The organism is Nocardia sp. bgisy134, from assembly GCF_057708325.1.
This window is the reverse complement of sequence record NZ_JBYIRW010000004.1, coordinates 329,776-342,410: the sequence shown is the minus strand read 5'-3', so window position 1 is coordinate 342,410 and position 12,635 is coordinate 329,776. Positions and strand designations below refer to the sequence as shown.

11 protein-coding genes are annotated in these 12,635 nt (G+C 65.6%); 8 read left to right on the top strand and 3 right to left on the bottom strand.

What is annotated here, in order from left to right; all coding sequences use genetic code 11:
• Positions 1 to 34 precede the first annotated feature (34 nt).
• Positions 35 to 1,534, top strand: coding sequence for a PucR family transcriptional regulator (locus AC3ERS_RS10520; protein ID WP_431966016.1), 1,500 nt, complete (start codon positions 35 to 37; stop codon positions 1,532 to 1,534).
• Between the two features lie 161 nt (positions 1,535 to 1,695).
• On the opposite strand, the gene AC3ERS_RS10515 is transcribed toward AC3ERS_RS10520, so the two are convergent.
• Positions 1,696 to 2,385: a GntR family transcriptional regulator gene (locus AC3ERS_RS10515; RefSeq protein ID WP_431966014.1), complete on the bottom strand. Its 690-nt coding sequence runs from the start codon at positions 2,383 to 2,385 to the stop codon at positions 1,696 to 1,698.
• 42 nt (positions 2,386 to 2,427) lie between these two features.
• Positions 2,428 to 3,555 (bottom strand): CaiB/BaiF CoA transferase family protein, encoded by a 1,128-nt coding sequence (locus AC3ERS_RS10510; protein ID WP_431966012.1) that lies wholly within the window; start codon positions 3,553 to 3,555, stop codon positions 2,428 to 2,430.
• An 83-nt stretch (positions 3,556 to 3,638) separates the two neighbouring features.
• Here AC3ERS_RS10510 and AC3ERS_RS10505 point away from each other — a divergent pair, with 83 nt between their 5' ends.
• From AC3ERS_RS10505 to AC3ERS_RS10490, 4 genes are all read left to right on the top strand, one after another.
• Positions 3,639 to 4,808, top strand: a complete 1,170-nt coding sequence (locus AC3ERS_RS10505; RefSeq protein WP_431966010.1) for an acyl-CoA dehydrogenase family protein — start codon at positions 3,639 to 3,641, stop codon at positions 4,806 to 4,808.
• Positions 4,809 to 4,985: 177 nt separating this feature from the next.
• The gene (locus AC3ERS_RS10500) at positions 4,986 to 6,050 is read left to right on the top strand and encodes a magnesium and cobalt transport protein CorA (RefSeq protein WP_431966177.1); all 1,065 of its coding nucleotides are present in this window, start codon (positions 4,986 to 4,988) and stop codon (positions 6,048 to 6,050) included.
• Between the two features lie 307 nt (positions 6,051 to 6,357).
• Positions 6,358 to 7,254 (top strand): SGNH/GDSL hydrolase family protein, encoded by an 897-nt coding sequence (locus AC3ERS_RS10495; protein WP_431966008.1) that lies wholly within the window; start codon positions 6,358 to 6,360, stop codon positions 7,252 to 7,254.
• Positions 7,255 to 7,460: 206 nt separating this feature from the next.
• Positions 7,461 to 8,063: a hypothetical protein gene (locus AC3ERS_RS10490; protein WP_431966006.1), complete on the top strand. Its 603-nt coding sequence runs from the start codon at positions 7,461 to 7,463 to the stop codon at positions 8,061 to 8,063.
• 463 nt (positions 8,064 to 8,526) lie between these two features.
• On the opposite strand, the gene AC3ERS_RS10485 is transcribed toward AC3ERS_RS10490, so the two are convergent.
• Positions 8,527 to 8,904, bottom strand: a complete 378-nt coding sequence (locus AC3ERS_RS10485; RefSeq protein WP_431966004.1) for a nuclear transport factor 2 family protein — start codon at positions 8,902 to 8,904, stop codon at positions 8,527 to 8,529.
• A 187-nt stretch (positions 8,905 to 9,091) separates the two neighbouring features.
• Between AC3ERS_RS10485 and AC3ERS_RS10480 the strand changes: the two genes are divergently transcribed.
• The 3 genes from AC3ERS_RS10480 (at position 9,092) to AC3ERS_RS10470 (ending at position 12,542) form a co-directional block, all read left to right on the top strand.
• Entirely contained in the window at positions 9,092 to 10,213 is a 1,122-nt protein-coding gene (locus AC3ERS_RS10480) for a PucR family transcriptional regulator (protein WP_431966002.1), read from the top strand.
• Positions 10,214 to 10,537: 324 nt separating this feature from the next.
• The gene (locus AC3ERS_RS10475; RefSeq protein ID WP_431966175.1) at positions 10,538 to 10,999 is read left to right on the top strand and encodes a DoxX family protein; all 462 of its coding nucleotides are present in this window, start codon (positions 10,538 to 10,540) and stop codon (positions 10,997 to 10,999) included.
• A 397-nt stretch (positions 11,000 to 11,396) separates the two neighbouring features.
• On the top strand, positions 11,397 to 12,542 hold the full coding sequence (locus tag AC3ERS_RS10470; RefSeq protein WP_431966000.1) for a PIN domain-containing protein: 1,146 nt from the start codon (positions 11,397 to 11,399) through the stop codon (positions 12,540 to 12,542).
• Positions 12,543 to 12,635: the final 93 nt, after the last annotated feature.

Below are 12,635 nucleotides of genomic sequence, written 5' to 3'. Positions count from 1 at the left end.
TACTTCCGATGGGCCAAAGTGGCACACTTGATGGGTGCCGCTGACCGTCCGTCAACTTGTCGCCGACCCGACCTTGCGCATCACGCTTCGGGCGGGGGCCGAACATGCCGACCGGGAATTGAGCTGGGCCCACGTATCCGAACTCGACGACCCCGCCGCGTTTCTCAGCGGCGGAGAACTACTACTGACCACAGGGGTGGCGCTGTCCGACTCCGACAAGGAGATTTCGGACTGGGTCAGGCGTTTGGTCGCCGCCGGTGTCGCGGCGCTGGGGTTCGGTGTCGGTCTCAGGTATGACGAGATACCCGCGGCCGTCCTCGACACCGCGCACGCGGAAGGTCTGCCGTTGCTCGAGGTGCCACTCGAGGTGCCGTTCATCCTGCTGGAAAAGGCCGTCTATCAGGCGTTGTCGTCCGAAGACCACGCCCGGCTTCAGCTCAGCCACCAGCAACAGCGGCGACTGATCCACGCCACACTGGCAGCCGACGGGGCCAAGACCTTGGTTCGGCGCACCGCGAAGCTCATCGGTGGCTGGGCGGCTCTGCTCGACGCCGCAGGCGACATCGTCGACAGCACCCATCGCGGTGCGCGACGGGCGGTCGAACAGACCGCACGGGCTCGACGGTCCCGACCTGGTGAGATCGTGTTCTCGACCGAAGGTGGCGAGGATGTCATCTCGCATCCACTCACCGCCGCGGACGGCCGCGTGCTTGGCTATTTGCTGGCCGGACGCGAGGGTGTCGTCGGTTCTCTCGACCACGGTGTCGTCACCATCGCCGCGTCGCTGTTGACCCTGTTCGTCCGTCGAACCGAGCAGTCACGAGATGCGCTCGCTCGTGCGCGAGAGGCAGCGATGAAGATGCTGATCGCCGGACAGATCTCCACGGTGGAGGCGATGGCCGACGAGTTGTGGGGAGGTCTGCCAACCGAACCGATCGTGGTGTTCACCGCGCAAGGAGATCCGCGACGCCTCTCGGCAGCATGCGAGCTGTTCGAGGTGCACCCGCACGGAGCGATCGCCTTCGCTCTCATCGACGATCACCTGTCGGTGATCGCTTCGCACGCCTCGGCGAACTCCGCACTCGCGCGCCTGACATCGGTTTCGGGCCTCTTCCCGGGCATTTCCGGCGAGGCGAGTTGGGGCGAGCTCGCGCGCGCGATCCGGGAAAGTCGCCAGGCGGCCGACGATGCCGCGCGACGCCAGGAGACAACGAAGTTCACGGCAGTGATCAGTGAGGGGCTCAGTGCCTGCTTCGATCGTGATCGTGCACGCGCCTACGCCGAAGCTCATCTGGCGCCGCTGCTCGACAGCGATCGCGGTGGTTCGGAAGCACTCCGCTCCACACTCGAGGTGTGGCTTGCTCACAATGGGCAGATCGATCCGGCGGCAAAGACATTGGGCATACACCGGCATACGCTGCGTCGCCGACTGGACCGCATCGAACGCTTGCTCGGGATCAGTCTCGAGTCGCCGACGAGTCGGTCGGAGCTGTGGCTCGAGCTCCAGCTGATCGACTCCGACGTGGACCGTTAACGGCTGTGGCTGAATTCCTATGCGGCCCAGTCGCATTCATGTAGCGGATGGAGTTATGGTCCTGCGATTCGAAACAGCCTGTGAGGTAGTCGATCACCCGGGCGCGGCGATCGGCGAGACCATGCGCGCACCGGCATCGGCGTTCGCGCGCCGCGCTGCGATCACCGTCCGTCCGCAGCCGGGTCGTCGAGGATCGTCGTCAGCACGCGCAACGCCCGGTCCCGGTGCTCGTCGAGTGCGACGATCACCTCGCCGACCGCGTGGCGGCGTGCCAGCTCGAGAATCGCCTCATGGTCTGCGACGGTCCGCGAACGTTCGACGGGCGAGTTGTAATACATTGCGCGATAGGCCTCGGTGGAGTCCCACAGCAGCCGGATGACCCGCATGGTGTGCACCATTTCGGGCGATTCCAGCAGGCCGAAATGGAACCGGCGATTCGCCTCCAGCTCGGCCGCCACATCACCGCGCTCGGCCGCTTCGGCGCAGTCGCGGGCAGCCAGCGCGACACGGTCGAGGGAGTCGGCGTCGAGGAGCGGCACCGTGTGCAGTGCGGCCCGCGTCTCGAGCAACGTCCGCAGTTCGTAGATCTCACGCAGATCCGCGACCCGGAGCTCGGTGAGGAAGTAACCACGCCGAGGCCGATAGACGACCTGGCCTTCCTGTTCGAGCGCGCGAAGAGCCTCGCGTACCGGCGCGAGGCTGACGCCGAGATCGGCGGCGATCCGCTCCTGCCGCACCTGCTGACCCGGGCGGTACCGACCCGACACGATCGCCCGCCGGAGCTCTTCGAGCGCATGTTCGCCCGCAGTACCAGGACCCTTACGACCTGCGGAGGCGGCTGGGAGACTCACCTGGCGAGCTTACCCATAGTCACCCACCCGATCGGTAATCCTCTACCGCTCAGAAGTGGTGGTGGGCAGGTCCGGTGGCGCTGACCGATAGACCGGCGGCGTCACCGAGAGGTTGAGGGGGCTTCGGCAGAGCGAGACGGTGCTGCCGTCGGCGCGCGGCACTTCGACGGTCGGCTGGAGGCCAAGTTTCTCGGCGAGGGCGAAGGCTGCGGCGATGTCGTTGACGACTCCGGCCGGGACACGGGCTTCGGCCAGTTGGTCGGTCCATTCGGCGGCGGTCCGGGCGGCGAGCAGCCGCTCGAGGTCGGCACGCAATTCCACCCGGTTCCGAACGCGAGAGGTGTTGGTCGAGAACCTTTGGGAGGTCGCGAGTTCAGGTTCGCCGAGCACCTCGCACAGCGAGGAGAACTGGCGGTCGTTTCCGACGGCCAGGACGAGTTCACCGTCGGCGCACGTGAGCAGTTCATAGGGCGCGATGCTGGGGTGCTGGTTTCCCATCCGAGTCGGTACGACACCCGCCGAGGTGTAGGCACTGGCTTGATTGACCAGTCCGGCGAGCAGGCAGGACAGCAGGTCGATGTCGAGGCGCTGCCCCTCGCCCGTCGCTGTGCGGTGGTGCAGCGCGGCCAAGATGCCGGTCGTGGCGAAGAGTCCTGCAAGCACGTCGACGAGGGCGACACCGACCTTCTGCGGCTCTGCGTCGGGGGCCCCGGTGACGCTCATCAGGCCGCCGAGGGCTTGGATCAACAGGTCGTAACCGGGCAGTCCGGCGCCGGGGCCGCGTCCGAAACCGGTGATGGAGCAATAGATCAGGCCCGGATTCTCCGGTTGGAGCTGGTCGTAGTCGAGCCCGAAGTCCGCCATCAGTCCCGGGCGGAAATTCTCGACGACGACGTCGGCGGTCACCGCCATCTCCCGGGCTCGAGCGCGATCGGCCGGGTCGGACAGGTCCAGGACGATCGTGCTCTTGTTGCGGTTGACGGCCTGGAAGTAGGTCGCCTGTCCTCGGTCGTCGTGCGGCGGTTTCCAGGTGCGCGTGTCGTCCCCGGTGCCCGGTCGTTCGACCTTGGTGACGGTGGCGCCCAGGTCGGCCAGCTGCATCGTCGCGAAGGGGCCGGCGAGGATGCGGGAGAAGTCCAGGACGCGGAGGTTGGCAAGCGCGGGGACCATATGTGAGGATCCAATCATCGATTTTCGAAAATCGAAGATTAGGCTAGGTATCGCGGCCTGTCAGGTCAAGGAGATCCGCAAGCATGTCCACCGCAGTGGCCCCACTCGACTTTCTCGCCATCGACTCTGTCCTCACCGACGAGGAACGAGACATACGCAATACCGTTCGCGCGTTCGTGCGCGAGCGCATCCTGCCGTGGGTGGGGGATTGGTTCGACGAGGGCCGCGTCCCTCGCGAACTGTTCACCGAACTGGGCAAACTCGGGGTGCTCGGGATGCACCTCGAGGGCTATGGCTGCGCCGGAACCAGCGCCACGGCATACGGGCTCGCCTGTCTCGAACTGGAGGCAGGCGACAGCGGCATCCGCAGTCTGGTGTCCGTGCAGGGCTCGCTGGCCATGTTCGCCATCCACCACTGGGGGTCCGAGGATCAGAAGCAAGAGTGGCTGCCGCGCATGGCCGCGGGTGACGCCGTCGGATGCTTCGGCCTGACCGAGCCGGACTCGGGTTCCGATCCCGGCTCGATGCGGACCTACGCTCGCCGCGACGGTGACGATTGGGTGCTCCGCGGTGCGAAGATGTGGATCACCAATGGCTCGCTCGCGGATGTGGCCGTGGTGTGGGCGCGGACCGACGAGGGCATTCGAGGCTTCTTGGTTCCCAAGGGCGCCAAGGGATTCACCACCCGCGACATTCGGAAGAAGGTGTCGCTACGCGCGTCGACCACCTCCGAATTGATCTTCGACGAGGTTCGGCTGCCCGCCTCGGCGATGCTGCCGGGCGCGACATCCTTGCGTGGTCCGCTGACCTGCCTGAGCGAAGCCCGTTTCGGCATCGTGTGGGGCGCGGCAGGCGCTGCCCGCGCCTGTCTGGAATCCGCGATCGACTACAGCACCACGCGCGTCCAGTTCGGCAAGCCGATCGCGTCGTTCCAGATCCAGCAGCACAAGCTCGCCACGATGGCCCTCGAGGTCAACCGCGCCACCTTGCTGGCGCTGCACCTCGGTCGATTGAAGGATGCCGGGACGCTGCGGCCCGAACAGGTGAGCATGGGCAAGCTGGGCAACGTCAACGCCGCACTGGATGTGGCTCGAACCGCGCGACAGGTGCTCGGTGCGAATGGGATCACCCTCGAATACCCCGTCATGCGGCACCTGACCAATCTCGAAACCGTCGTCACCTACGAAGGCACCGCCGATGTGCACGCACTCGTCCTCGGTGGGGCGTTGACCGGGATTGACGCCTTCCGCTGATCCGCACAAGCCGCTTTCCGGCGGTGACGCCTCCGATGCGCCCTGCCTCGCGTCCGAATCTGTCACCGTCGGCAAGTGGTCGGCAATCGCTCTGATCGCGCTCAACTCGCTGGTAGATGCTGCGACTGAGAGAGCGCGGAAGAATGTGCAACCGACTAGCATCGTTAGGTGTCGCATATTCCGCATCTCCCGTCGTTCCGCCGGTCCGACCGGCAGGTTCCGGTGGTGCCGAAGGTCCCGATCCCCACCGCGCGGGCGATCGTCGATTGTGCGGTGTACGTCGACGGGCAGCGGCTCCCCGGCAAATTCACCCACGCCGCCGCGCTGGCCGAGGTCCGCGCCCGCGGTACCGGGTTCGTATGGGTAGGGCTGCACGAACCCGATGAGACGCAGATGGGCGACATCGCGCGGACCTTCGGGCTGCATTCACTGGCGGTCGAAGACGCGGTGAAAGCACATCAACGGCCGAAACTGGAACGCTACGACGACATTCTCGTGACGGTGATGCGCACCGTCGCCTACGTCGAGCACGAACTCCACAGCGTCAGCGAAATCGTGCAGACCGGCGAAATCCTCATTTTCACCGCACCCGACTTCGTCGTCGCGGTCCGCCACGGCGAGCACTCCGGCCTCGCCGGAGTACGGCGCGACCTCGAGGCCGACCCGCAGCGACTCCAGCTGGGCCCCGGCGCCGTGCTGCACGCGATCGCCGATTTCGTCGTCGACTCGTACATCGAGGTCACCCGAGCGGTCGAGCTCGACGTCGACGCCATGGAAGAGGAGATTTTCACCCCGCGCCGCCGGATCGCCATCGAACCCATCTATCAGCTCAAACGCGAAATCGTCGAACTGCGGCGCGCGGTCAAGCCACTCGCCGCCCCGCTCCACCAGCTCAGCGAACCGGAAACACCGCTGCCCAAGGAAGTTCGCCGCTATCTGCGCGACGTCGCCGATCACCACACCACCGTCGCCGAACGCATCAACGACTTCGACGACTCCCTCAGCGCCCTCATCGGCGCCGCGTTGGCGAAAACCGCGATGCAGCAGAACACCGACGTGCGCAAGATCTCGGCCTGGGTCGCGATCCTCGCCGTCCCGACCATGATCGCCGGGATCTACGGCATGAACTTCGAGCACATGGCCGAGCTGCGGCAAGTCTGGGGATACCCGGCCGTGCTCGCGCTCATGGCGACGCTCTGCGGCACGCTGTATGTCGTCTTCCGCCGCATCGAATGGCTCTGAAGCCGGCGGCGTACGTTCCTACCCGGCGCCCGCTGGGGGTACCTGGCGGGAATCCGCGTACGCAAAGACTTTTCAGTGATAACCGGACGTCAACTCGAAGGCTTCGCGATCAGCACCGGGCCCCGAGGCGCTCGAGCGTGGTTGCGGCTGGCGGGGGGAGAGGGAGAGAGACCGGCAGATTTCGCGGGCTCGGGCCGTCGGGATGGCTGGTTGCGATTCCGGTCGGTCGATGCCCGACGGCCGTGTTAGATTTCCGCTGGACGTTAGTCCAATTCGCACCGGGTCGGGCAGTTCGAGCGGAGAAACAGTGCTTGGGACCACGCGTACATTGCTGGCGGCCGCCGCGGTGGCGATACTGCCACTGACGGCAGTGACGGGACTGGCCACGGAGTCGGCGGCCGCCGATCGCACCTATTCGGAGTATGTGGCGCTGGGGGATTCGTGGGCAGCCGATGTCACCGGCAGCCAGATCACGACGCAGTTCACGCCGGTGCATTGCCTGCAAAGCGCGCGCAACTACCCGAAGCAAGTGGCGGCCGCGCTGTCGACACCGGTCTTTCGTGACGCCACCTGCGGCGGTGCGGAGACCAAACATATGACGAGCCCGGAGACCACGGCGCTGGGCAGCAATCCGCCGCAGTTCGACAGCCTCACCTCTACCACGGATTTGGTGACCCTGGGCATCGGCGGCAACGACGCCGCCCTGGCCAAGTCCGTATTTACCTGCCTGACAACCGATCCCGCCGCCACGCCCTGCCTGGACACCATGATCACCGGTGACACCGACGTCATGACCGAAGCCATCGATGTCACCGCCACCCGGGTGACCGCGACCATCGTGGGCATCCGGGCACGCGCCCCGCACGCCCGCATCCTGCTGCTGGACTACTTCGAAGCCGTCGGCACCACCGGCGGCTGTTTCCCGGAGATCCCCATCTCCGACGCCGACGCGATCTGGCTGGGCAACAAGCTCATCGAGCTCAATGACATGCTCACCCGCATCGCCGCGGCCACCGGCGTGGAATTCGTCGACACCTACACCGGCAGCACCGGCCACGACGCCTGCCAACCCCCAGGCGTGCGCTGGGTGGAAGGGCTGGTCCCGTTCTCCAGCACCCCGGTCGGCCCCGCCGCGCCGTTCCATCCCAATCAGCTCGGGGCGGACTACCAGGCGCGGCGGGTTCTGGAGACGCTCGGCGCGTAGCGTTCCCGAGGACGCTACGCGCCGGGTTCAGGGCGCTCAGGGGACATGCGGTCGGCTCTGTCACCAAGGGTACGCGCGTCCCGCGGCATCATCGGACGGTCTGCGCCGCAGTCGATCTCACTGCTCAGATCACCCGCGCAGTGGCATGTCAGTGCGTTTCGGTCAGCTGGTACTTTCGACATGGATTGCGCCGACGGGGAGGGACGATGACCGGCGAACTTGTGACAACGCTGTATGACTTCCAATTGTCGATGCTTCACGCGATGTGCACGAGTGCTCCTGCTCAGGCGGCGGATCTGCTCGATCGGATCGGTGCGACCCGCGCCGACGCTGCGGTCGCCGAGCATCGGTGGTGGTTCGCTGATGCGACGAACGACTTCAGGTCAATCGCTGAGTACATAACAGCTTGGGGTGCACCGGCTTCGGAGCGGATCGAACACCACGGCGACCGCGAGGGTCGGTATGCGGTGTGGGATTTGCCGTTCTGGCCCGGTCTGCAGATTGAATGGATGGAGATTCCGCCTCACCCCCGGCTGTTCAGGCAGCTTCTTCGGCACCCCGACTGCCCACGGCCGCGGTTGGAATCTGTTGCCGACTTGACCCCCTGGTCGTGCACGCGGAACGAGTTCCACGATGGAACCTTGGGACCGACTGACGTCGTCGACGGATTCGGCGGGGTCGGAGACGTGGCAGCCTTCAGAGCAATCGACCCCGACTCCGGGCGTAATCGTGTCTACTGGGCACATTTCGATTGGGGTCTGTTGCAGTATGTCGAACCAGCTCCCAACACCTACGTGTGGAAGCTCTGAGGCACTGCGAAAGCTGCCCGATGGCCGATGGCCGATGGCCGATCGAACTGAACACCCTCGACTCGCCATGTGCGGATGGTTGAGATGTCATGTGGCTGAGGCCATGTAGGCGGACAGGATCTAGTTCAGGTGGCCCACCGAGCCGATCCAGAGATGCGATTCTGTCGTCCACGCGACCTCATGCGCCGGACGCGGTGCGACCTACCGGAACGCCGAGACGTTTTGGGCGACCCACCCCTCGAACGTCCGAGCTGGAGAACCGGTCACCACGTGTTCGAGTTGCCCCCACCCTTGCGGGCGGGGGCAACTCTCACCTACGCGAATCTGTCGAGGGGCAGAGCATCCGAACGCGCGCACACGAGCCGGCCGATCCGCTCGCCAAACGCGACGAGAGGACCGTCAGCGGCCGGGCTTCGTTATTCGATGACATGGTCAACGGGGTTGCGATGTGACCGAGGCGCTTTCACTTCAGCGCGGCCTGCATCGCGACTCCGTCGACGTAGGAATGCTTCTCCTTGACTGCGCCGTCCTCGACCAGAACGTAGTCCGCGAGGTCGACGCACACGCGATTGCCGGTCGCCGAGGTCCCGGTCAGCTGCCATTGGACCACCCAGAAATCGTCTCCGACACGCAACGAGATCAGGTGGAAGGTCAGGTCGGGAACCAGGGCGAATGTCCCCGCCGCGGCCTCGCGGATGGCGGCGCGACCTCGGGCAGGTTCTTGGCCCGAGTGCAGGTGGAACACCGAGTCGGTGGTGTGGAGTTCGATGATTCGGTCTGGGTCGCGGTCCGCCCAGTAAGCGTGGTAGCGCTCGAACAGTTCGCGGGTGGCAGTGGACATGATGGGCGACTCCGATCGTAGTTGTGTCGATGTGACCTGAGAGGCGTTCTGCGAGAAGCACTCTGGATGCTGTGACTCATCAGGGAATTCAGTGTCGCCGGGAGCGGTCCGTCGTGGCGACGGGCGCACGCCTCCACTTCGAACACTTCCGTTGTGCGCACGCACAATGCACGCTAGGTTGGCGGCAGTGACCCAGGACACACACGCCGAGCGCCCGCGCCTCGTTCGCGAGCTGCGCGCGGACCTGGCTGCGATCTCCGAAATGGTGACTGCCAGAATCGAACAGGACGACGGCGACTACGACGACGCCGCACTCGATCACCACGAATTGGCCACCCTGGTGGCCGACAGCCTCGCGGCATTGCTGGATTCCCTTGCCGGGGATCCATATTCGCTCGAGCCTGCTCGCCGAGCCGGACGCCTCAAGGCCGAGCGCGGGATCCCGCTGGACAGTTTGCTGCACGCCTTCCGCCTCGCGGGCATGGCGTTCTGGGCGGTGATCGTCGAACGCGCTGATCATGACGACCGTTCCGCTCTGCCTCAGCTGTCCACGCTGATGTGGGCCACCGTCGACGAGTACTCCGTCGCGGCGGCCGACGCCTACCGGCGCGTAGTCGTCGTCGGGACCGAACAACCCGATCAACGATTGCTGCGGGCGCTGCTCGATCCCGCCTTCCCGCCGACGCAGCGCGAGGATTTGGGCAGAAGGATGCGCCTGCCAGCCCGAGCCATCTTTGTCGTCCTGGTCGGCGACGTTCGCCTTGCCGCGACCGGAGTCACCACCGTCCGCACCCTTCTCTCCGACGATCGAGTGACCCTTGCCGCCGCAGTCTCGCCCGCCACGCTCGACCGCGCGCTAGGTACCGTGCAGGCGCGAGCCGGTGCGAGCAAACCGTTCACCGACCTCGTATCGACGCCTGCCGCGCTGGACCAAGCACGGCTCGCATTCCGGTGCCTGGGCCCGGCGGACACCGGAATCCACACCTATTCTTCGTCACCGGCCCGCGCTTTGATCGCGGCTAACCCCGGACTCGCCGCGGACGTCCTCTCGGACACGCTCGCCGCATTCGATCGACTCCATCCCGACGACGCCGACGCTCTCGTCCAAACCGCCCTGGCCTGGTACGAACTCGGCGGCTCCACGTCGGCGGTAGGAGAGCGCCTTCACCTGCACCGCAACACGGTCCTACACCGTCTCAAGCGAATAGAAGGGCTCACCGGTGCAGCGTTCGCAGTGCCTGCCGACGCGGTGCGACTGTATCTGGCGCTGCAGACACGGCTGCTTCGAACACCCGGCGACAAGTCCTGACCGCTCTGCGGCACGTGAATCTCTGTGTTCAAGGCGTGTACCGACGCCAGTGCAAATCTGCCCCGGCAACGCCGCGGTCGTATATCGAGGTGGAGGTCTGCTTTGTCGGACCGCGTACCCGCGGCGAGGACGGCTGGAATGTCTTGGGCGCTGTTCATCGTGGTGACGAGGGCATTGCCGAGGTCTGTCGTGCGGCCCGCCGGTCCGAGCGAGGAGACCCTACGTGCGTAGTGCTCGTCTGTAGGCTCTCGTGCCGTATCGGGTGACGACAACGGGAGGCGAGTGCCGATGGCGGGAACGGATCGGTGGTCGTGGACGCACATCCTGCGCGCGGACGGTCCGGCTGCGGTGATCTGCATCCGTGTGGCGGTGGGGCTGGTGTTCCTCAGCGAGGGGATCCAGAAGTTCCTTTACCCGGACAAGCTGGGGCCGGGTCGGTTCGACAGGATCGGGATACCGGCGCCGACGTTCTTCGCCAATCTCGACGGTGTCGTCGAAATCGCCTGCGGCGCCTTGATAGTCATAGGTCTGCTGACCCGTCTGGCGGCGGTGCCGCTGCTGATCGATATCAGCTTGGCGATCGTGCTGACCAAGCTGCGTGAGCTACAGCCCGGTGGATTCCAAGGTGTGGAAGGCTTCTGGGGGATGGCGCACGACGCCCGAACGGATTTCGCGATGTTGCTCGGGCTGATCTTCCTGTTGTGGGCCGGGCCCGGCCGCTGGTCGCTGGATGCCTGGCTCACTCACCGCGTTGAGGTGGTGCGGAGTAGCGCCATGAATCCGTAGTCCATGTGTGGTTGCCGGTGGTAGCGGCAGTGATAGGCCCGGCAGGTCTCGGCAGACGGGCCGCGTATCTTCACCGACCCGCTCGCCGGGCGCATCCTCGGCGTCACCGACGGTGAGCTGGCCGAATTGGATACGGCCGAAATGGATCATCCCGGCCATGCCGGTGCGAGCAACCGCCCGCGCCGGCTGTTCCTCGCCGCGCGCCCGCTTCGCCGAGGATGCCGTGCAGCGAGCCGACCCGACCTCGCCGACCGGCCAAGGCTCAGAATGGCATTGGCGGTCGGTGGCTAGGAGGGCGGCTGTAGATCGGTCGATGATCGTCAGCGCCGAGCCGATCGGAAGGCGCCGGATCGAGAGGGCATGAGGGGATATGACAACTGAATTCGATGATGTCGACATGCCGAGACCGCTGCTGGTCATCGACACCAACATCATCAGGTCGGACCCGAACTTCGGCAGCGCGCAATGGCAGGGGCTCGTAGCGGCGGTGGAGGCCGAAGAGGTCGACGTCGCGGTGCCGGAGGTGGTCGTGCGTGAATCGGCACGCCATATGGAGCAGAGGATCAAGAGTGCCCGCCGGGAGCTCAATACCGCGGTACGCGCCATCCACGATCAGCTGCGCAGCTCGCGCCTCGACGCGCCTGCGTTGACCTATCTGCCGTCGGTCGCTGAACTCCGCAAACTGCCGGAGATCACGACCGAGGAACTGCGGTCCGAGCTCCGTAACCGGTTCAAGGAGCTCGGGTTCACGGTTGCTCCGATCCCCGAGGCGGCTCACGATCAGCTCGTGGACTGGTCGCTGGCGTCGCATCGGCCGTTCGACGCCACCGACAAGGGATATCGAGATGCCCTGATCTGGCACACCTTCTGCGATCTGGCAGCCGCCGACAGCGCCGGGTTCGTGGTGCTGGTCTCCGACGACAACGATTACTGTGCGCGTGGAAAGACCACGCCGCACGAGGATCTCGCCGGCCACCTGGCGAGTATCGGCCGAACGGAATCCGTCGGCTTCGCTCGCACCGTCCTCGAAGGGCTGGAAGTGGCCCGGGCCGCGATGACGAACACCTCCTGGTGGCCGAGGGTGCCTTCGCCACGTGTCACAGACCTGCTGATGGCGGCGATCCGGGACGCCTATACGGACATGATCGGCGCCCCGCTGACGCGCGACGTCTACGACGATTCGACCGAATCCCTGCTGCCCGGCGTGGAACTGCCGGAAGAGCTCGAAGCCGCATCCATCTCCACGGCGAGGTTCGAGGGGGAATCCGCAGTGGTGTCGGTCGTCGAAACGTATCGCGGCCGTACCTCGGTCGGGACCGTCGAGGTCAGGACGTCGTTCGGCTACGAGGCCCTCATGGACAAGGGCGAGTTCTACAGCACGCTGGACAACGATGCGGTCTGGACGCTGGTCGACCCGGACTACAACAGGAATTACGTCGCCATCGAGGGGGAGTTCGGGGCGGTCGTCGAGTTCGCGTTCGTCATCGACCATCAGCACGAGAATGTGATGGCTCTCGATATCGAGCACGTTCAGTTGCTTTAGCAGCCCAGTGGGCACCGAGCCGAACGCCTTGATCGGCCATCACTGTCTGGATGAAAACCCTTACGACGAGGACGGTGAACCCGCATGACCCTC